Here is a 19,318-nt window from a genome sequence, read left to right on the forward strand (position 1 = left end):
AGGCAGACGGCATGATGAAACTCGACGGTGTCGATGTCCCGATCACGAACGTGTCGTTCAGTGTCTCGCGTCAGGCCGTCGTGGATCCCGAAAGCTTCATGCCGGTTGCGCCAGCCCGCAGCACGCTGGCCAGTGGCGCGATCTACGTGACGCGGACGTTTGATGCCGCTTCGGCCAAGGTCCTGCAGCATGTTATTGACGGCGAGGCGATGCCCAAATTCGAAATCATCGTCTCTGATTCCGCCGCCACGACGCGGACTGTGTGGATGCTCAGCAGTGTTGTCGTGAACAATTACAGCACCTTCATGAGTGAGACCGGCGTGCTCATCGAGAGCTTCGACGTCACCTATGACTCCGCATCGCTGCAGGTCTTTGCCGGTGCCGGCAAGACGCCGAAGTCGAGCGTCAGCTGGACCGCTACCGCTCCCGCAGCCGAGGCCGGCCACGGCGAATGACATCCTGGTCAGGCGGCGCCCATGTGGGGGCCGCCTGACCAAGTAGGGGATGTCGAAATCAGGCCGCATTCTTCGTTTCCAGCGCGCGGACGAGTTTTTCTTTCCATACCTTGGGGCTGCCGGCTTGAACTGCGAGCAGCTTGGCACGGCGGTAGAAGAGGTGGCAGTCGACTTCCCATGTGAAGCCCATGCCGCCATGCGTCTGGATGTTTTCTTTCGAGGCAAACCAGAAGGCCTCCGATGCGGCCACGCGGGCAGCAGCTGCGGCTTCAGGCAGTTCGGTTGCATCCGTCGACAGCGCCCAGGCGCCATAGAAACAGTTCGACCGTGCCACTTCGTTCTTCACGTACATCTCGGCCAGCTTGTGCTTGATGGCCTGGTTGCCGCCGATCGGGCGGCCAAAGGCGTAGCGTTCCATGGCATACTCTTTTGCCATTTCGAGACAGCGCGAGGCGCCGCCCAATTGTTCGAACGCGATCAGCACGGCCACGCGGTCGAGCAGTTCATCGTTCAGAATCGCGCCTTCGCCGGACTTGCCGAGCAAAGTGGCTGGCGCCTTGTCAAAGCTCAGTTCGGCATGGCTGCGGGTCGGGTCCAGTGTCGAGAGAACCTTCTTCGACACGCCCTTGCCGGACAGGTCGACCAGCACAAGGCTTGCGCCCTTGCCGTCCTTGGCCAGCACGACGGCGTGCGTGGCAATGTCACCATCCGTGACAGGAACTTTCACGCCGCTGACAGTCTTGCCGTCAAAAGTCGTCTTGAGCGAAGCAGCGTCCGGGTTACCCGGGCCTTCGCTGGCCGCGTAACAACCGATTACGTCACCTGAAACGATCTTCGGGAAAATATCGGCCTGCTGGGCTTCGGAGCCTGCAAGCTTCAGGGCTTCAGTAAAGAAGTACGCCGTCGAAGCCCATGGTACGGGCGCCAGAACGCGGCCCATCTCTTCGGCTAGAACGCACATTTCCAGCATGCCGAGCCCGAGGCCGCCATGCTCTTCCGGAATGCTTGTGCCGAGCCAGCCCATCTCGACGACCTTCTTCCAAACGCCTTCATTATAGGCCTTGGAGTCGTCATTCAGGATGGCGCGGACTTCGCCCATCCCGCACTGGCTTTCGAGAAATTTTCGCGCCTCATTGGCGAGAAATTTCTGGTCCTCGGAAAAATCGAAATTCATGGCGTCTGGCTCCCTGGCCTCCTGTGGAGGCGCATAACTTTGCTATGGTGCCAATCTAGCGCCCTTTACGTGCGCGGAAAGCCGTGACCCAGCGGAAATCCTCGATTTCAATTGGGCAACACCCGGCGATAGGTGAAATTTGACCTATCGTTTTCAGCTCAAAGAAAGGGGATTCTGGCAGGTTGGGGTGTTAGTTTAGGGGACACCGAACTATGGCCAAGGCAACCTTCCACAAGTCGCAACGCGTCTTTGTAAAACCTGTTGGCACCTGGGCGCTGGTCGAACAGGTCATTCCGCAATGGGTTAAGAATGTCGATGAGCCGCTGAAAGTGTCATATGATTGTGGGCTGGGTCGCCGCTTCGAAGCGCACGAACTCGTCTCCGAACAGTCGATGCACAAGCATCAGCGCCCCGAGGATGACGAAGAGGAATTTCTGCTCGAACAATGGCGGATCGACCGCAAATTGATCAAGTGGCGCTCCATGGCCATGCTCGGCATTGATCCCAATCCTGCGACCTTTCCCGTTATTGTCACCGATGATGGTGATTGGGGCGGCTGGCGTGTGACAGGTAGCGAATACGACCGCGACCCGCGCCGCATTGAGCACCAGGCCCGCATGATCGTCCACACGCCGGACCTCCTGCGCATAGCCCGCAGACTGGCGGACATGGCAAGCGCCGCTCCGGAAGACCTGCCGGAAGGCGCGATGCAATTGGCAAGTCACTGCGCGCTTATCTTGCGCCATGTGTACCAGTCTGAAGAAGATTCGGTGCCGGCAGCTGCCGAATAGGCTGCCTTAGCGCGCCCGCGCTGTGGCGAGCGCAATCCATGCCAGGCACGCACCGATGCAGGCGCCCAGAAGGTTCGCCCCGGCATCCAGCAGCGAAGGCGTGCGCCCCGTGCCGGCAAGCGCCTGCGCAAATTCCAGCACCGCGCCGTAGCCTACGGCGACAATTGTGCCTCGAACGATACGCTCGCGCCCGAGCCAGAAGCAGATCAGGCCCGCCAGAACCAAATACGCAATCGCGTGTTCAACCTTGTCGCTGAGGTGTACGTCCGGCAGGTCCCGTCCCGGCACGAGCGACAGGATGGCAATCACGACGGCAACCAGCAGGCTGGTTATACCGGCGATGCTCCGGACGATGGGCGAGCCCATCAGGGACAATAGCTGGCTCATCCGCGCGTATTCCCTCGTATTTCCTGCAGTCCCGGGGCGCTCTGCCCCTTGGAAACGGACCGTTCCGTCCCGATGTCAGTGACGCCAACCCTCGACGCGGTCCGTCCGAGGCCGTATCGAGCCCATATCCCGCTGCCGTTTTCCGGAGACATCATGCGCACTGAAACCCCCGTTGCCGTCAAGCTCGCCGACTATACGCCTTACCCATTCGATATGGATCATGTCGAGCTGTCTTTCGAGTTGGACCCGGATGCAACCAAGGTGACCGCTGAGCTCAAGGTCACCCGCAAAGCAGGGGCAGGCAATGCGCCACTCGAGCTGGACGGCGAAGCACTGAAACTGGTTTCGGTCGAAATCGACGGCCGCGCGCTGACGCCGTCCGATTACAGCCTGACGGAACATGGCCTGACGCTGGCGGATGTGCCGGATCAGTTCACCCTCCGCACCGTCGTGGTGATTGCGCCGTCAAAGAACACTGCGCTGTCCGGCCTCTACATGTCAGGCGGGCGTTTCTGCTCGCAGTGCGAATCCGTCGGCTTCCGCCGCATCACCTATTATCCGGACCGCCCGGACGTAATGAGCCGCTTCTTCGTTACCATTGTTGCCGACAAGGAAGCCTGTCCGATCATGCTGTCCAATGGCACGCCCGGCGAAGTGAAAGATGCAGGCAACGGTCGCCACACGATCACATGGGACGATCCACACAAGAAGCCGTCCTATCTCTTCGCGCTCTGCGCCGGCGACTATGATGTCTATCGCGACAGCTTCACCACGATGAGCGGCAAGCACATCGACCTCGCCATCCATGTCGACAAGGGCGATGCAGACCGCGCCGCCTGGGCGATGGACAGTCTCAAGCGCTCCATGACCTGGGACGAGCAGACTTATGGCCGCGAATACGATCTTGGCGTCTTCAACATTGTTGCCGTGCGCGACTTCAATTTCGGCGCCATGGAGAACAAGGGCCTCAACGTCTTCAACTCGGCTTATGTTCTCGCCGATGAGGACTCCGCCACCGATGCAGACTTCGAAGCCATCGAGAGCATCGTTGCCCACGAATACTTCCACAACTGGACCGGCAACCGCATCACCTGCCGCGACTGGTTCCAGCTTTGCCTGAAGGAAGGCCTCACCGTCTTCCGCGACCAGAACTTCTCCGCCGACATGCGCTCGCGCCCGGTGCAGCGCATCAAGGACGTTATCCGTCTGCGCTCCCGCCAGTTCGCCGAAGATGCTGGCCCGCTGGCCCACCCGGTCCGACCAGATAATTATGGCTCGATCGACAACCTCTATACGGCCACCGTCTACGAGAAGGGCGCCGAAGTCATCGGCATGCTTCGCCGCATCATTGGCGAGGAAACATACCGCAAAGGCATGGACCTCTATTTCGAGCGCCATGATGGCCAGGCCGTCACGATCGAGGACTTCTACAAATGCTTCGAGGACGTGACCGGCAAGGACTTCACCCAGTTCCGCCTCTGGTATGCACAGGCCGGTACGCCGCGCGTCACGGTGGAGGAAAGCTGGGACGAGGCCACCAAGGAACTCACCATCAACCTCTCCCAGACAACCCCTCCAACACCCGGACAGCCCGACAAGAAGCCTGTTCCCATCCCGCTGGAACTTGCTGTGCTTGACGGCAAGGGCGGCACAGATGCCTGGATGACAGTGCTGGACACCGCTGAAACGACGATCACCCGCAAGGCAGCCGCCGGGCGTCCGCTCCTGTCGGTCAACCGCGACTTCAGCGCCCCGGTCCGCGTCGAGCGTGACCTCACCCGCGACCAGAGGCTTGCCCTCGTCGTGGCCGAGACAGACCCCTTCAACCAGTGGGAAGGCGTGCGCACGCTTGTCACCGAGGAAATCCTCAAGCTCTCCGAGGGCAGCCAGACCAGACCCGACAGCGAACTCGTCGGTGCCATTGCTGCCGCCATCCGCAACGCAGGCGATGACCCGGCCCTCGCGGCGCTTCTGACGCGCCTGCCGGAAGTCGGCGAACTGTTTCTCGAGCGTGAACCGGCTGACCCGGTCGCCCTCCATTCTGCCCGCAAGCGCCTGCAGGCGGCTCTCGCTGAAGCGCTTTCGGACACGCTCGGAACCACGCTCGAAGCCCCATCCCCAGCGCCTTATGCGCCTTCGGCGGAACAGGCCGGTGTGCGGGCCTTCCGCGGGGCGTGCATCAATCTGCTCGGCGCGTCCGAGGACAAGGACGCGCGCCGCAAGCTGCTTGTCTTGTATCAGAAGGCGACGAACATGACGGAACGCCTCGCCGCCATGCGAGCCCTTACGATGCACGGAGAATGCCCGGAGCGTGACGAAGCGCTGGCTGATTTCGAGCAGAACTGGAAGCATAACCCGATCGTCATGGACAAGTGGTTTGCCGTGCAGGCCGGGCAGGGAACAGCCGAGACGGTTGCCGAACTGGCCGCCCATCCGGAGTTCGACCTGAAAAACCCGAACCGCGTGCGCTCGGTTGTCGGCGTCTTCTCGACTGCCAACCTGGCGGCCTTCCACGCGCCGGACGGTTCGGGATACCGCGCTGTCGAGGACATCATCCTCAAGGCCGACGCCGCCAATCCGGCCCTCGCCGCTCGCCTCATCACCGCCTTCGAACAATGGCGCGTGCTGGAGCCAAAGGCAGGCGCTGCAGCGCAGGCCACCCTGAAGCGACTACAGGAAGCGAAACTGTCGCCCAATTCGGCAGACATTGTCGGTCGGGCGCTTGGCTGAAGTAGTTAACGATTTCGTCAGGATTATTAACACTTAGGCAATGATTCCACCGGAAAACGGTATACGGGTAAGTATGTCCAGTTACGGGGAGTGGAGCCTTCTTGGCGGATCAAATCGTCAGTTTTGATGGAATGACCGTTGCAGACAAGGCGTCTGCACGGGCTTCCGCTCGGCTGAAGTGGACGATCCTTGCCATAATCGTCCTCATGGCCAGCGCCCTCGGTCTCAAGGCATGGGAAGAGCGCCAGAGTGCTGATGCCGCGCTTCTGTCAGGGCTTCACGCCCAAGCCGCCGCCACAGCGGCCCGTATGGAAGGCCGCGCCGAGACAGCTGAAATTGCCATCCGCCTCGTCGCCGAGTCTGGCGCGTCCCGTTCTGCCATCGCGACCGCAACGCCGGGCGTTGATGCGGTTCTCTCGCTCAAGGATGCCCAGCAATCGCCTGCCGGAAGCCGGTTGGAGGTTGCCGCGCAAACGGCTGCCTCTCTCCTTGAACAAGGGCAGCGCTTTAGTGTCTCTTCGCAGGGTGACATCGTTCTCGTCTCCAGTCCGGAAGAAGGCGGCGCCATGCTGGCACTGGCTCCGGGCGGAACCTGGCTCCCAGCGGCCGGTGCAGGTCGCAGGGTGACCCTGGTCTCCGGCAATACCAGCGTGGGGTCTGGCGACCCGGCGCTCGAAACGGCAACGCTTTCCCTCAAGCCGGGCGAGGCCCGTCTCACATCGGCCCCCGATTTCAACCGGCTAGCCACTGCATGTGTGCCTCTGGACGGCAGCCCTGCTGCTGTTTGCGAGAGCGTGCTTCATCCCCTCTTTACGCTGGATGATCTCGTCCGCCTGCTCATCTTCGCCTTGTTGCTGGCGGCGCCCGTGCTGGCCATTGTCGGCCTGATGAACCGTCTTTCGCGCGAGGACGCCGTCACCCTGATCGAGGAAACGCGTGAGGATGAGGCCGACCGCATCATGGGCCTCGTGATGCGCGGTGCGCGGGCAGGCTATTGGGAATGGGCACCCGGCAGTTCAGCCGTCTTCCTCAGCGATGGGGCGTCAGACCTTTTCGGAATGGACGGCTCCGGCCTGATCGACGTGCAGGCCCTGTTGCAGCAGGTCCATCCGGAGCATCAGGCCCGCATGATCGATACATTCGAGAAGGCCCGCGACATTGGGTGGATCCAGACGCAGTTCCTCTCCCATTCCGAACCGCCACTCTGGATCGAGATGCGTGGCAGCATGACGGATGATCCGACAGGTAAGGCGGCGATTTTCGGCGGTATCGTGCTCGACATTACCGAGCGCAAGCAATCTGAAGACCGTGTGAAAGCGGCCGAGCGCCGCCTGCGCACAGCCATTGAAGGCTTCAACGGTCCCTTTGCACTCTGGGATCATCGCAAGCGTTTGCTCTACTGGAACCGTGCCTTCGCGCTCGACTTTGGCCTGCAGGATACGCTGCGGCCCGGCATCAGCTATGATACAATCATGATCGCTCGCACAGGCGCCATCCGCGCCGAGAAGCAATCCTCCGAGGATGCACGCACTCTGTTGGTGGAGTTGCAGACGGATCGCTGGCTGAAGCTTGTCGAGCGGCCGACATCTGACGGCGGACTGATCACGGTCGGTATCGACGTGACTGAGAATGTGCACAATGAAGAAGCCCTGAAGCGCCAGAAGCAGAGCATGCGCAAGGCCGTGCTGGATCTCGAACGGTCTGAAGGTCGCGCGGGCGAACTGGCCCGGCGCTATTCTGAAGAGAAGGCCAAGGCCGAGCACGCCGCGCACACCAAGTCTGCTTTCCTTGCCAATATGAGCCATGAGCTGCGCACGCCGCTTAACGCGATCAACGGCTTCTCGGAAATCCTCGCGCACGAACTTTACGGCCCCCTCGGCGATCAGCGCTACAAGGGCTATGCCCACGACATTCTGACATCCGGCCAGCACCTGCTCGACATGATTAACGACATTCTCGACATGGCGAAGATCGAAGCCGGCAAGATGACCATCAACCCGCAACCGATTGACCCGGTCGATCCGGTCGACGCCGCGGTACGCATGATCCGCCGCAAGGCTGAGGACAAGGGCATCCAGATCGTGCTGGATGCGCAGCCCGGGTTGCCGGATCTTGACGCCGACCACCGTGCGATCCGCCAAATGGTACTGAACCTTTTGTCGAACGCCATCAAGTTCACCGATTCAGGCGGCACGATCACCGTAACCGTTGAACAGCGCGGCGCAGACATCCAGATCGGTGTCACCGACACGGGCATCGGCATTCCGATTGAGGACCTTCCCCGTCTCGCCAAGCCGTTCGAGCAAGTCTCGGGCACGCGCGATCGCAATTATGAAGGCACGGGTCTCGGCCTTGCACTCACCAAGTCCTTCGCTGAAATGCATGGCGGGCATATGAGCCTCTCATCCATCGAAGGCGAAGGCACGACCGTCTCTATCCTTCTGCCCATCTCAGGCGCCAGTGAACGCGTCGCCGAGGAAGAGGCCCGCGAAGTCGCTTAAGGCCGCAGGTTCCAGTCGACGATACGCGTGCCGTCCGGGCCGACGTCCACAACGCCCCAGGCGCCGGTCTTCAGCTTCCGGTCAAGACCCTCTGGCTGGCCATCCACGACATCCGGCAGGAAGCGCGCGATGCCATTGCTGGTCACGATCAGCACAGTGTCATCTGCATCCAGCTCTGCCGCGCGCTCCACCAGGCTCGCCCAGGCGGCGCGCAAAGCGGCTGGGTCAACCTGCCAGTCGGGCGGCGGCGTTGCATCCCGGTCCCAGGCCGCGAGGGCCTCGGCGCCTATCCGCGCGATCACTGTCTCTTCCGTCTGGTTCTCGTCCGGTCCGTAGTCGAGTTCCGTCAGGAAGGGCAGGATGCGCAAGGCAGGCGCGTGCGGCCGGGCGTCCAGTACGGCACGGGCCGTCTGCCGCGTCCGCAGTAGCGGTGAGCAGAAAGCGGCGCGGAAGACCGTATCGCGGAAGTGCGTGGCCAGCGAATGGGCCTGCATGTGCCCCGAAACGGACAGGGAAAGGTCCGTCCGCGCCCCTACGCGGGTCGGGGTATCACCCTTGTCGAACGTATTGCCATGGCGCAGGATGATCAGGCGGGCCAAGTGCTTTACGCCCCCGCCGGGTCGCCATGGTCGCGGATCAGCCGTTCGGCCAGCGCAACGTCTTGCGGCGTATCAATACCCGGAATCGCAATCGTATCGGGCGCAACCTCAACGCACTGGATCGACATGCCATTCTCCAGAAGCCGCAGTTGTTCCAGCCCTTCCAACTGCTCGTAATGGCCTTCGGGCAGGCTCACATACCGCCGCAAAGCTTCAAGGCGAAACGCATAAAGGCCGATATGCCGACAGACCGGTGACAGGTCTCCGGCTGCTCGCAGCGCCGCTTCCTTGCGCATGGCAGGCAGGATGATTTTCGAAAACCAGAGTGCGCGGCCCTCGGTATCATGCGTCAGCGTGGTACCGGAAAACGGCGTCTCCAGCTTGTGCGCGCGCAGGTCATCCAGTGCCTCCCATGTCAGGCGCACATAGGGCGTCGCGGCGTCCGTTCCCGATGTCAGTACGGCTTCGGCCACCGCGATGATGTGTGCGGGCGGCGTGAACGGCGAGTCGCCTTGCAGATTGACCACGACCTGCGGCAGGACACCCAGCGCATCTGCGGCGGCCAAAGCGCGGTCGCTGCCCGATGGCAGGGCCGGGTCGGTCAGCACGACGGGAATGTCGCGTTCCTTGCAATGCGCCTCGATGCGCGCATCGTCGGTCGCGACAACATGCGCTGCGTCTTCAAGCGCGGCAGCGGCCTTGGCGGCCATGGCGGCGACGCGGCTGACCATGGATTGGCCGGCAATCAGTGTCAGCGGCTTGCCCGGAAAACGGGTCGAGCCATAGCGGGCAGGGACAACAATGAGCGTCTTCATGCGGGCGTTACCTAGAGCGTGTTCGGTCGCTGGTTTTGCGGCTCGCGCATGTCCTGCATCAATCCGATCAACGGGCCAACCCATTGAAGCGTCGCGTCGCCCACGCCTTCATTGCGCAGGAACTCGGTGAACGCAGGAATAAGTTCCGCGTCGCCGCACTGGTCGACCGCCGCTTGCAGCTCTGGAACTACAATGGTCTGGAACGTGTCGGCAAAGCGTTCGATCTGGTTCTTCTTCGAAAGCAGCTGCATGGCCACGAACGGGTCGACATCGCCATCGGCATTCTGCAGGCGACGCAGGTCGTTGATCATGCCGCGATTGTTGGACGCGAATTTCTTCAGCACCTTGTCGGTCTTGTAGTCGACCCATTCAGCCGTGCAGGGCTTTGGCTCGACCGAGGCGCAGGCCGTGAGGCCTGCGAGGCCCAGCAAGATGGCGGCAAATCGGGTTCTCATCATTACAGCGTCCTGTTCTGGCTGATCATGACGCACCCTAAGGCGGCGTCAGACGGGCGCAAAGGGCATTGAACAGAAAAGGGCCCCGGTGTCGGAGAAACACCGGGGCCGAAAAGCGTTGGCAAAGGTTGAGGTTACCACGCCTATTTGTTGATCTCGATCGTGCGGTGGCTGGTCTTCCGCTTTTTGAACGAGGCTTTCTCATCGTCGCAGAGCAGGTCGCTCTTGGTGATAGCGGCCACCGTTTCGGCAGCTTCCAGGCGGGTTGCGTCACCTTCGACACAGGCGACATGAAAGTCGTCGCCATCAGGGCCGGTAGCGCCAAGGATGCGGGTTTCGCCGGGGGCAAGATTCGCGTCGCGGCAGGAGAGCGCCAGCGTCTCAAGTGCGCTGGTCACCAGTTCGTCGCGCCCAGCCTGACCGTCGCCATAGGCCGCCTCGATCTTGGCTTCGAGTCTGTCAGTCAGGCCGTCGATACGGGTTTCGATCATGAGATTGGTTTTTTCAAAATCATCGCCGTAGGTGTCTTCCCATTTGGAGACGATGTGATCGACCTCCGCTTCCCATTGCGCCATGCTGCTTTCGTACTCTGCTTCCCAGGCATCCCAGGCGGCTTCATTTTCCGCCGCCAGCTTCTCGGCATCATGAGAAGAGTACGCATGGTTGCCGGCGCCACCGTCCAGTTCAGACACATCTGCGACAGGCGGAACAGGCGGTTGAGGTGGAATGACAGGCATCGGCGGCAGAGGCGGCATGGCCTCTGGCACAACGAACTTGCTGGTTTCCAGGCTGATGCGATGGTTGAGTTCAGCAATCTCCGCCTCAATAGCCGGATCAGGTGTCTTGATCGGATCCCCCAACAGGACGAACTGGCGGTTTTCAACCTTCTTGCCGTTTATGAACAGCGTGGAGTTGTCGATCTTCAGACTGCGCGTCAGCTCTGCCTTCATTTCCCCGGCGGTCGCCGTCACGGACGCCGTGGAAATAAGCGCGACTGAACCGAGCAGGGCGGTGAGCCCCATGCCGGCCAACCGGCGGCGCTTCGTCGGGGCCGGATAGGCCAAGCGGCGCATACGCTCTTTCAGGGAATGCGTCAGCGGCAGGCTGGCTGCCATCGGCAGGCGTTCCGGCACGGAGATCCGTACAGCCTTCAGCAGGGTCGAGCCGTAGGCATGCGGGCTGGCCGCGCCGCAGCGCAGGACATCGCTGTCACACGCGGCTTCCTGATCAGTGCGGAAGGCCTTGCGGGCCATGTAGGCCAATGGGTTGAACCAGAGGCATGCAACAAAAAGTTCGGCGACTTGGAGTGCCCACAGATCGCCCCGTTTCACATGGGTCAATTCGTGTGCAAGCGCGGCGCGTTGCTGGACCCGGTCATAATCAGTCTCGAACCATGCTGGCAGCAACACGATCGGGCGGAAGAGTCCGGTCACGAGCGGTCCGTTCGAGATCAGGCTGGTGGCAATCTGCGGCGTCCGCTTGAGGCCAACCTGACGGGCAACATCATCGGCCAGAGCTTGCAGTTGTGGTGACGCTGGAACCTTTTCGCGAGCGACAATTTTCATGAAGTCGTTCTGTGCGGCGCTGTTCCGAACAAGTGAAACCAGCGCTCCGATCAACCAAATCGCCAGTAAGACGGTTATAATCGAGACGGCCATATCCATGCCGGGCAGGAAAATGGCATCCGCCGTGACAGGAGCAGCCGGCGTGAGTTCCAGCGTATTGGAAATGGGGTCCATCGTCCCGCTTTGCGCTCCAGTTGAAGCGAATACTTGGGTGGCCGTTGATGTTGTGACTGTTGCTGCATCGGTCAGCGGTAGCGCGGGCGCAAGACCGAGAAGGCTGACCCATGACATGCCCGTCGGTAACGGCGGCATGACAAGGCGCGCCAGCGGCAGCAGCCAGAGCGCATAGGCGAGGCCCGGGCCGAATTCGCGGGCGATGGCCTTGCGGGTAAAAAGAACCAGAATGATCAGCAGGGAAACGGCCAGAACCATTTCCAGGAAGGATTTCGGATCAGGCGTGAGAAATTCGGTGATCATTTCTTGAGGTCCCCCAAAAGTTTTTCCAGGTCTTCGATATCCTGGGATGTCAGGCCGCGGCTGTCTGCCAGATAGGCAACGAGTGGTGCAGCGCGTCCGGAGAATACCCGGTCGATGAACTGGCCAGCTGCCTTGGCCTTGTAGGATTCTTCGTCAATCGCAGGGAAATAGAGATATCGGCGCCCGTCTTCCTGTGTGCTGGCTGCGCCTTTTTCAACGAGACGCGAAAGCAGCGTCTTGACCGTTCGGCTTGTCCAGTCCTTGTCATTTGCGAGCGCCTCATGCACATCGCTTGCCGCGATGCCGGGTTGCTCCCACAGCACGCTCAGGACTTCGAGTTCTGCGGCCGATATTTTCATTCCTGCTCTCTCCCCGAGATGGACTACACCCGTAGTCTTAGGCGAGGACTACATTCGTGGTCAATGCATTTCTGATGACAAGACTGTAACCTCCCGCTTTGATGCCGCAGCGGTGTTCTTGTCTCTTCTATTCACTTGGACGGTCCTGTAGGGTCGCGGCTTGGGGTCAGGGCGGCAAGTTGAGGAGAGGGCGATGAGATTAGCGACATTCAGTGCGCTGGCGCTGGTGCTGTTGCCAACAGGCTGCGCGACGACCGGTGCGACGGGTGATTACGGCGCGATTCTCGGTGACATCATGGGCTCGCAGGCAGGTCAGGGCGCCCTCACGCAAGCAGAAATCGATGCGGGCCTGCGCGAAGCGCTGACGGTCGGCACGAATCTCGTGGCCTCGCAGCTCGGCAAGACGAACGGTTATTTCGGCGACCCGCGCGTGCGCATCCCACTGCCCAAGACCTATCGCGACATCCAGATCAATCTGGCCCGCGTTGGGGCCAGCGGACCGCTTGATGATCTTGAGTTGCGCATGAACCGCGCTGCCGAGGCCGCCGTGCCAGAGGCCAAGACACTTATCCTCGGCGCCGTGAAATCCATAACGATCAATGATGCCCTGCAGATTCTCAATGGCGGCGACACGGCTGCGACGGATTATCTCCGCTCCCGAACGGAATCACAGTTACGCCAGTCCTTCACGCCCTACGTTAAACAGACGCTCGCCCAGTCCGGCGCCTTTACCTCAATGGAGCAGGTTGCCGGCCAGTATGGCTTTGGCGGTGTCACGGGCAGCTTGCAGAACGATCTGACGCAGCATGCGGTGGGTCTCGGTCTTGACGGAATCTTCCTTTATGTAGCGGAAGAGGAAAAGAAGATCCGGGAAAATCCTTTGGCACGTACCAGCGAAATTCTGCGCCGCGTATTCGGGAACCGCGCCTGATGCGCAGAATTAAGAGTGAGTTGAAATCTGGCGGCGAACTGGCGGGCATCGAGTTCGGGGACCCGATAAAGCCCTATGCGGCTGTGTGGCTTCACGCGACCGGCTTCAATGCCATGACTTACCAGTCCCTACTTGCGCCGCTTGGCCTGCGGGCCCGCATTGCGGCGCTCGATATGCGTGGTCATGGCCGTAGCACGCTGCCCTCCAAACCGCGTAGCCTGAGATCCTGGAGCCGTTTTCGCGACGACGTCATCGAGTGGCTGGAAAAAGAGGCGCCACACGGCGTTGTCCTCGGCGGTCATTCCATGGGCGGGTGCGTCGCACTGATGGTGGCAGGCAAGCGGCCTGACCTTGTCAAAGGCCTCGTTCTGGTCGATCCGGTCATCCTCTCGCGCAAAGTCTATTTCTGGAACCACGTCTTCCCGCCGATCTCGATGCTGATTGCGCGCAACGGCATGGCCAAGCGGGCGCGCAAGCGCAAACCCGTGTTCAAATCGTTCCGCGATGCGCTGGATTCCTATACGGGCCGGGGCGCCTTCAGCAGCTGGCGCGAGCCCTTCCTGGCCGATTACCTGCTGGATGGTGTTGACCGCGTTGATCATGCCGAAGCTGCCAACGCAGAACAGGAATGGCGCCTGCTGTGCGAACCGAAATGGGAAGCGGCGACCTTTGCCGCACAGCGTAATCGTCCCTGGGGCGCCATGCGCAAGGTGCGCAAGAAGAAGATCCCGATCACGATCCTGCGGCCGAATTCCGATTCCGTCATCAGCGGAAAGGTGCGCGCCCAGCTCATCCAGATGCACCCCAACCTGATGATGAAACAGGTGCGCGGCACATCGCACTTCCTGCCAATGGAAGCGCCCTATGAGGTGCGTGACCAGCTGTCGGCGTTCATCGCGCGCCTCGTGGAAGGCTTCACAGTCGAGGAAGATGGTCCTGTGGCGCGCTCGCTCTACGCTCGTCGCCGACGGGTCAGCTAGACTCATCGATTAGAAAATCTGTATCGTCGTTTGCGCAGTGAAAACGCAAGAGCCGTTGCGCAGATCGTGGCTTCAGGTCTAATCGCTCCAGAATTCTGGAGTTCATCCGCATGGTCGAGTTTTTGGCCTCGTCCCCCGTACAGATCGCGATCGTCCTGTTCCTCGTGACTGTCGTATTTTTCGGTTTCGTACGGGAATCGCTTCCTGCAGACGTGATTGCGCTTTTGGCCATGGGAGCGCTGATGCTGACCGGCATCATGAGCGTCAAGGAAACGCTGGGTGTCTTCTCGAATGCCGCGCCGCTGACCATCGCCGCCATGTTCGTAATGTCGGCCGCGCTCGATCGCACTGGCGTGATTGATCAGGCCGGGCGATGGGTGACGCTGGCAACGCATGGCTGGTCGCCCATTCTTGCCATTCTCGTTATGATGGTGGCGGTGATCTTCCTGTCGGCCTTCATCAACAACACGCCTGTTGTCGTCGTATTGATTCCCGTTGCGATCCGGCTTGCCAAGTCGCTGAAGATATCGCCGTCCAAGCTGCTGATCCCGCTCTCCTTTGCCTCCATATTCGGCGGCACCACCACCCTGATCGGCACGTCCACCAACCTGCTGGTTGACGGCGTGGCCCAGTCTGGCGGGCTCAAACCATTCGGCATGTTCGAGATCACGGCTGCCGGATCATTGCTGGCCCTTGCGGGCATGACCTACTTCATATTGGTCGGCTGGTGGCTGCTGCCCAAGCGCGACACGCTGGCCGGCATGCTGCCCGACCAGAAAGAGCGCCGTTTCATCGCGCAGATCCTCATCCCGATCGACTCCGTGCTCATCGGCCGTCCCCTCTCCGAGACGGGCTTCTCGCCCCAGCGCGGTTTCTCGATCATCGACGTTCTGCGCGAGGGCGTTTCGCTCAAGGCGTCGCTCGGGAAGCTGATCCTGCGCGGCGGCGACCGGATCGTCCTGCGCTCGCCCGTGTCAGAAATGCTCAGCCTCAAGGAGCTTGGCCATGTCGCCATCGGCGCGGACGCGCAGGAGGGCACGGCGTTCGAGCCTGTGCAGACAAGCGAAGTCATCATTGCCGAGGGCGTGATCGGTCCGCAGTCGCGCCTGATCGGCCGGCGCCTGCTCGGCCTTGGCCTCGCCCGGCTTTATGGCGTTTACATCATGGCCGTGCATCGGCGCGGCGAGAACATGGCGGACCAGCTCGGCGAAATGCGCCTCGACGTAGGGGACACGGTACTTGTCGAAGGGCCAGCCGCCGGCATGCGCCAGATGTTCGAGGACGGCGCGCTCAACAATTTGACGGCCACCAGCGACCGGTCCGTGCGGCGTGGCAAAGCGGGCATCGCGGTGATCGCGCTCCTCCTGGTCATGGGCCTCGCCGCCTTTGAAGTCCTGCCGATTGCGGCGCTCGCAATCATCGGGGCCACCGCCGTTGTCGCACTCGGATGTCTCGACCACCAGGAAGCCTATCAGGCCATCCGCTGGGACATTCTCATGCTGATCTTTGGCATGCTCGCTTTGGGGCAGGCGATGGAGAAGACCGGCGCCGTCCAGCTCGTGATCGATCTGGTCGCCGGGCCGATGGGCAGTCTCGGGCCGCTGGCTTTGCTCGCCATGATCTATCTGGTTACGACCGCTCTGACCGAGTTCATTAGCAACAATGCCGCCGCTGTGCTGCTGACGCCCATCGCTATCGGCTTCGGCACGCATCTCGGCATCGACCCGCGCCCCTTTGTGGTGGCCGTAATGTTTGCCGCCAGTGCCAGTTTCGCGACGCCCATCGGCTATCAGACCAATACGCTGGTCTACACGGCAGGCGGCTACAAGTTCATGGATTTCGTCAAGGTGGGGCTCCCGCTGAACATACTCATGTTCGTGGTCTCGATGTTCGTCATCCCGTTGTTCTGGCCGCTCAGCTAGCGCCTACCAGAGTGGGCGATCCGGCTCGGCCGCGCGGGCGAGCTTCTCCATCAATGCTGCCAGCTGGGCTTGCTCGTCCGGGCTCAGGCTTTCCACAAGATCGCGCTCGGCGCCCAGCGCGATTGGGACGATCTGGTCATAGACTTCCTTGCCCTTGGCCGTGAGCGTCAGGATCGCCCGGCGCGCATCTTCTTTCGAGGCCCTGCGCGCAATATGGCCGCTGTCGAGCAGGCCGGAGACGGCGCGGCTGACGGCGACTTTGTCCATGGCTGTGACCTGGCCAATCTCGGTGGCCGTGATGCCGGAGTTTTCTCCCAGAACGGCCATCACCCGCCACTGCCAGATCGAAATCCCGAACGCCCGGTCATAGAGGTCCGCGATGTTCCGCGACACCGTATTGGATAGCACCGATAGTCGGTAGGGCAGGAACTCGCTCAGCCTCAGGGATGGTCTCGAGGGGGTGTCAGGCATCAATCGATTCCACTTTCACACTTGCCATGGCCGCGCAAATTAGTTACACATGAAACTATATTATTGCATCGCTAGAGGAGTGAACCATGGCCGACCTGTTTGACAACCCCGCCGGGCTTGATGGCTTCGAGTTCATTGAGTTCTCTGCCCCTGATAAGGGCCACCTCGAGAAAGTGTTCGAAACCATCGGTTTCACGAAAGTGGCCCGTCACCGCTCAAAGGATGTCGAGCTTTGGCGTCAGGGCGGGATCAACCTGATCACCAATTACGAGCCGAAATCCCCGGCCTGGTATTTCAGCCGCGAGCATGGCCCCTCGGCCTGCGGCATGGGCTTCCGTGTCCGTGACGCTCGCAAGGCCTATGACCATCTTCTGGCGCAAGGCGCCGAGCCAGTCGAGATGCGCACCGGCCCAATGGAGCTGCACATACCCGGCATTCGCGGCATCGGCAATTCGATCATCTACCTGATCGACCGCTATGACACGGGAAAGAACGAACTCTCGATCTATGACATCGATTTCGAATATCTGCCGGGCGTCGATAGCCAGCCGAAAGGCGCAGGCTTCAAACTGGTCGATCATCTGACGCACAATGTCTATGGCGGCCGCATGAAGTATTGGGCGGACTTCTACGAGAAGCTCTTCAACTTCCGCGAAATCCGCTATTTCGACATCAAGGGCGAATATACCGGCCTGACCTCCAAGGCGCTCACTGCGCCGGACGGCAAGATCCGTATTCCGCTGAATGAAGAAGGCGAAGGCGGCAAGGGTCAGATCGAGGAATTCCTGCGCGAGTTCAATGGCGAAGGCATCCAGCACATCGCTCTCATCTGCGACGATCTCGTTGCTTGCTGGGACCGCCTGAAGACGCTCGGGGTGCCCTTCATGACCGCCCCGCCAGCCGCCTATTACGAGATGCTCGATGGTCGTCTCCCGGGCCACGGCCAGCCCGTAGACGAGCTGCAGATGCGCGGCATCCTGCTCGACGGCACGACCGAAGGCGGCGAGCCACGGCTGCTGCTGCAGATCTTCGCGCAAGCCCAGGTTGGCCCGGTCTTCTTCGAATTCATCCAGCGCAAAGGCGACTACAAGGACGGTTTCGGCGAAGGCAATTTCAAGGCATTGTTCGAAAGCATGGAACGCGATCAGGTTGAGCGCGGTGTGTTGAATGTGAGTGAGAAAGTTTGAGCAAGCGCCAGAGCGATTTTCCGGCACATATGGGGGCGCTGTTCGCCCTGATCGGCCTGTTCATCGCGATCAGCCTGTTCAACCATCATATGGTTACGCCTGATATGGATGTGGGCGATGAACAGGCTGCCCTCACGCGCGCACGCATGTATGGTATTCTTACCGGCATACCTGTTGGGGGCACCATCGGCTTTTGGATCGGCAAGCTGATCCAGCATCTGCGCAACGCGAAGACAAAGGAGCAGGCCCAATGACAGCCCCGAAACTCAATGGCGTTCACCACGTCGCCTATCGCTGCAAGGATGCCAAGGAAACGGTCGAGTTCTACCATGATGTTCTCGGCATGGATTTCCAGCTGGCCATCGCAGAAGATCATGTGCCCTCAACCGGCGCATACGATCCCTACATGCACATCTTCCTCGATGCCGGAAACGGCAACGTGCTCGCCTTCTTCGAGCTGCCCGAGCAGCCCGACATGGACCGCGACCACAACACGCCGCAATGGGTCCAGCATATCGCCTTCAAGGTCGCCACGATGGACGATCTGCTGAACGCCAAGACCCGCGCAGAAGCTCATGGCCTCGATGTGATCGGCCCGACCAATCACGGCATCTTCCGCTCGATCTATTTCTTCGACCCCAACGGCCACCGTCTCGAACTCGCCTGCAATACCGGCACGCCGGAACAGATGGCCGAGCTGAAGCGCGTTGCGCCGGAGATGCTGGAAGAGTGGAGCCGGACGAAGAAAGCGCCCAAGCACGCCGCATGGCTTCACGAAAAGATCGAGACGGAAAGCCACTGAGGCGCGCCGCAATGTTTCGAGAGGAGAGTTGAGGTTTGATTTCCGCGAGAGAGCCCGGCTACAAGGAAACCTTGCAAATCAAGCTCGGGAAGGCCGCGCTATCAGCGCCAGATGCGCAATTGTGTGCGTGGGTTGCCTCCCACTACGGTGTTACCGCTCCGTTGAACGTTCACTATGATGAGATCCATGATGGAGAACTGCCACGGCTGAATATCATCTTTGATCGCCGGGGCGATGCCGCCAGTTTCCAGAAGAAGGACGGGTTCGGTTTCAACACCCGCAAGCAAGGCAGGGTTCTAAAAACGGCACGTCAACTCGGCGTGCTGGATCATCTTGATGCCGCGTCGCAGGAAAAAACGCTGGTGATATTTTCAGAGCTTGAAAATGCCGTCAGGGCAGAGGCTGTGGCCGCGATTACAGACGCTGATATCCAGGCCATTCGTTCTGTCATGCCTGGGCCGCGCGCCTGGCTGGTTTCAAGAATCTTTGGAGTCGCCATCGTGTTTTTTGAAGCGGATAGTGACTTGTCAAGCAAGGCGGGCAAGCACGCGCAGGAGGCGTGGCGCAAAGCACTTCAGGCAAAGTCAAAGGAATATGATGCGTGCAGGTATTTTGACGCGGAGCCGTTGCGGGTGAGCTTTGACTCCAGAGAGAACTTCGAAAAAAAATACAACGGAGACTGGCGCGCTTACTACAACTAGAAACTTAAAAGAGAGA

General features: G+C 60.7%; 19 protein-coding genes. 11 read left to right on the forward strand and 8 right to left on the reverse strand.

Annotated features, from left to right (window positions below):
• The first annotated feature begins 11 nt into the window (after nt 1–11).
• On the forward strand, nt 12–455 hold the full coding sequence (locus V7651_RS07595; protein ID WP_335612777.1) for a type VI secretion system tube protein Hcp: 444 nt from the start codon (nt 12–14) through the stop codon (nt 453–455).
• Between the two features lie 58 nt (nt 456–513).
• On the opposite strand, the gene V7651_RS07600 is transcribed toward V7651_RS07595, so the two are convergent.
• Nucleotides 514–1,629 carry an acyl-CoA dehydrogenase family protein gene (locus tag V7651_RS07600; protein ID WP_335612778.1) on the reverse strand — a complete coding sequence of 372 codons (1,116 nt, stop codon included), beginning with the start codon at nt 1,627–1,629 and terminating at the stop codon, nt 514–516.
• Between the two features lie 212 nt (nt 1,630–1,841).
• Between V7651_RS07600 and V7651_RS07605 the strand changes: the two genes are divergently transcribed.
• Nucleotides 1,842–2,420 (forward strand): hypothetical protein, encoded by a 579-nt coding sequence (locus tag V7651_RS07605; RefSeq protein WP_035536177.1) that lies wholly within the window; start codon nt 1,842–1,844, stop codon nt 2,418–2,420.
• A gap of 6 nt (nt 2,421–2,426) precedes the next feature.
• Here V7651_RS07605 and V7651_RS07610 read toward each other — a convergent pair whose 3' ends face one another.
• Entirely contained in the window at nt 2,427–2,807 is a 381-nt protein-coding gene (locus tag V7651_RS07610) for a VanZ family protein (protein WP_335612779.1), read from the reverse strand.
• Between the two features lie 153 nt (nt 2,808–2,960).
• Between V7651_RS07610 and pepN the strand changes: the two genes are divergently transcribed.
• Complete coding sequence (gene pepN, locus V7651_RS07615; RefSeq protein WP_335612780.1) at nt 2,961–5,537, forward strand: aminopeptidase N; 2,577 nt, start codon at nt 2,961–2,963, stop codon at nt 5,535–5,537.
• 101 nt (nt 5,538–5,638) lie between these two features.
• The gene (locus V7651_RS07620; RefSeq protein ID WP_335612781.1) at nt 5,639–8,038 is read left to right on the forward strand and encodes a sensor histidine kinase; all 2,400 of its coding nucleotides are present in this window, start codon (nt 5,639–5,641) and stop codon (nt 8,036–8,038) included.
• On the opposite strand, the gene V7651_RS07625 is transcribed toward V7651_RS07620, so the two are convergent.
• The 5 genes from V7651_RS07625 to V7651_RS07645 form a co-directional block, all read right to left on the reverse strand.
• The gene (locus V7651_RS07625) at nt 8,035–8,637 is read right to left on the reverse strand and encodes a histidine phosphatase family protein (RefSeq protein ID WP_335612782.1); all 603 of its coding nucleotides are present in this window, start codon (nt 8,635–8,637) and stop codon (nt 8,035–8,037) included. The genes V7651_RS07620 and V7651_RS07625 overlap by 4 nt on opposite strands.
• A 5-nt stretch (nt 8,638–8,642) precedes the next feature.
• Nucleotides 8,643–9,452, reverse strand: a complete 810-nt coding sequence (locus tag V7651_RS07630; protein ID WP_335612783.1) for a 3-deoxy-manno-octulosonate cytidylyltransferase family protein — start codon at nt 9,450–9,452, stop codon at nt 8,643–8,645.
• A gap of 11 nt (nt 9,453–9,463) precedes the next feature.
• The gene (locus V7651_RS07635) at nt 9,464–9,910 is read right to left on the reverse strand and encodes a hypothetical protein (protein WP_035536168.1); all 447 of its coding nucleotides are present in this window, start codon (nt 9,908–9,910) and stop codon (nt 9,464–9,466) included.
• 140 nt (nt 9,911–10,050) lie between these two features.
• Nucleotides 10,051–11,949 (reverse strand): M56 family metallopeptidase, encoded by a 1,899-nt coding sequence (locus V7651_RS07640; protein WP_335612784.1) that lies wholly within the window; start codon nt 11,947–11,949, stop codon nt 10,051–10,053.
• Complete coding sequence (locus V7651_RS07645) at nt 11,946–12,308, reverse strand: BlaI/MecI/CopY family transcriptional regulator (RefSeq protein ID WP_035536165.1); 363 nt, start codon at nt 12,306–12,308, stop codon at nt 11,946–11,948. Before V7651_RS07645 ends, V7651_RS07640 begins: the two co-directional genes overlap by 4 nt.
• A gap of 193 nt (nt 12,309–12,501) precedes the next feature.
• Between V7651_RS07645 and V7651_RS07650 the strand changes: the two genes are divergently transcribed.
• The 3 genes from V7651_RS07650 (at nt 12,502) to V7651_RS07660 (ending at nt 16,141) form a co-directional block, all read left to right on the forward strand.
• On the forward strand, nt 12,502–13,239 hold the full coding sequence (locus tag V7651_RS07650; protein WP_335612785.1) for a DUF4197 domain-containing protein: 738 nt from the start codon (nt 12,502–12,504) through the stop codon (nt 13,237–13,239).
• Nucleotides 13,239–14,219 carry an alpha/beta fold hydrolase gene (locus V7651_RS07655; RefSeq protein ID WP_335612786.1) on the forward strand — a complete coding sequence of 327 codons (981 nt, stop codon included), beginning with the start codon at nt 13,239–13,241 and terminating at the stop codon, nt 14,217–14,219. Before V7651_RS07650 ends, V7651_RS07655 begins: the two co-directional genes overlap by 1 nt.
• Before the next feature lie 110 nt (nt 14,220–14,329).
• Nucleotides 14,330–16,141: an SLC13 family permease gene (locus tag V7651_RS07660; RefSeq protein WP_335612787.1), complete on the forward strand. Its 1,812-nt coding sequence runs from the start codon at nt 14,330–14,332 to the stop codon at nt 16,139–16,141.
• 3 nt (nt 16,142–16,144) lie between these two features.
• Here V7651_RS07660 and V7651_RS07665 read toward each other — a convergent pair whose 3' ends face one another.
• Entirely contained in the window at nt 16,145–16,612 is a 468-nt protein-coding gene (locus V7651_RS07665; RefSeq protein WP_335590772.1) for a MarR family winged helix-turn-helix transcriptional regulator, read from the reverse strand.
• Between the two features lie 86 nt (nt 16,613–16,698).
• Here V7651_RS07665 and hppD point away from each other — a divergent pair, with 86 nt between their 5' ends.
• From hppD to V7651_RS07685, 4 genes are read left to right on the forward strand one after another with little or no spacing between them, the layout of a single operon-like run.
• Nucleotides 16,699–17,799: a 4-hydroxyphenylpyruvate dioxygenase gene (gene hppD / locus V7651_RS07670; protein ID WP_335612788.1), complete on the forward strand. Its 1,101-nt coding sequence runs from the start codon at nt 16,699–16,701 to the stop codon at nt 17,797–17,799.
• Nucleotides 17,796–18,053, forward strand: a complete 258-nt coding sequence (locus V7651_RS07675; RefSeq protein ID WP_335612789.1) for a hypothetical protein — start codon at nt 17,796–17,798, stop codon at nt 18,051–18,053. Before hppD ends, V7651_RS07675 begins: the two co-directional genes overlap by 4 nt.
• Entirely contained in the window at nt 18,050–18,601 is a 552-nt protein-coding gene (locus V7651_RS07680; protein ID WP_335612790.1) for a VOC family protein, read from the forward strand. The genes V7651_RS07675 and V7651_RS07680 overlap by 4 nt, the downstream gene beginning before the upstream one ends.
• Nucleotides 18,602–18,636: 35 nt before the next feature.
• On the forward strand, nt 18,637–19,302 hold the full coding sequence (locus tag V7651_RS07685) for a hypothetical protein (protein ID WP_335612791.1): 666 nt from the start codon (nt 18,637–18,639) through the stop codon (nt 19,300–19,302).
• The last annotated feature ends 16 nt before the right edge of the window (nt 19,303–19,318 follow it).

Origin of the sequence: Hyphomonas oceanitis (assembly GCF_036964545.1) — a bacterium.
Classification (GTDB): Bacteria; Pseudomonadota; Alphaproteobacteria; order Caulobacterales; family Hyphomonadaceae; genus Hyphomonas; species Hyphomonas oceanitis.

What these genes read in the sequence shown, in the direction of transcription:
- V7651_RS07595 (WP_335612777.1), top strand. Translation starts at nt 12, where the DNA reads ATGATGAAACTCGACGGTGTCGATGTCCCGATCACGAACGTGTCGTTC.
- V7651_RS07600 (WP_335612778.1), bottom strand. Translation starts at nt 1,629, where the DNA reads ATGAATTTCGATTTTTCCGAGGACCAGAAATTTCTCGCCAATGAGGCG.
- V7651_RS07605 (WP_035536177.1), top strand. Translation starts at nt 1,842, where the DNA reads ATGGCCAAGGCAACCTTCCACAAGTCGCAACGCGTCTTTGTAAAACCT.
- V7651_RS07610 (WP_335612779.1), bottom strand. Translation starts at nt 2,807, where the DNA reads ATGAGCCAGCTATTGTCCCTGATGGGCTCGCCCATCGTCCGGAGCATC.
- pepN (WP_335612780.1), top strand. Translation starts at nt 2,961, where the DNA reads ATGCGCACTGAAACCCCCGTTGCCGTCAAGCTCGCCGACTATACGCCT.
- V7651_RS07630 (WP_335612783.1), bottom strand. Translation starts at nt 9,452, where the DNA reads ATGAAGACGCTCATTGTTGTCCCTGCCCGCTATGGCTCGACCCGTTTT.
- V7651_RS07635 (WP_035536168.1), bottom strand. Translation starts at nt 9,910, where the DNA reads ATGATGAGAACCCGATTTGCCGCCATCTTGCTGGGCCTCGCAGGCCTC.
- V7651_RS07640 (WP_335612784.1), bottom strand. Translation starts at nt 11,949, where the DNA reads ATGATCACCGAATTTCTCACGCCTGATCCGAAATCCTTCCTGGAAATG.
- V7651_RS07645 (WP_035536165.1), bottom strand. Translation starts at nt 12,308, where the DNA reads ATGAAAATATCGGCCGCAGAACTCGAAGTCCTGAGCGTGCTGTGGGAG.
- V7651_RS07650 (WP_335612785.1), top strand. Translation starts at nt 12,502, where the DNA reads ATGAGATTAGCGACATTCAGTGCGCTGGCGCTGGTGCTGTTGCCAACA.
- V7651_RS07655 (WP_335612786.1), top strand. Translation starts at nt 13,239, where the DNA reads ATGCGCAGAATTAAGAGTGAGTTGAAATCTGGCGGCGAACTGGCGGGC.
- V7651_RS07660 (WP_335612787.1), top strand. Translation starts at nt 14,330, where the DNA reads ATGGTCGAGTTTTTGGCCTCGTCCCCCGTACAGATCGCGATCGTCCTG.
- V7651_RS07665 (WP_335590772.1), bottom strand. Translation starts at nt 16,612, where the DNA reads ATGCCTGACACCCCCTCGAGACCATCCCTGAGGCTGAGCGAGTTCCTG.
- hppD (WP_335612788.1), top strand. Translation starts at nt 16,699, where the DNA reads ATGGCCGACCTGTTTGACAACCCCGCCGGGCTTGATGGCTTCGAGTTC.
- V7651_RS07680 (WP_335612790.1), top strand. Translation starts at nt 18,050, where the DNA reads ATGACAGCCCCGAAACTCAATGGCGTTCACCACGTCGCCTATCGCTGC.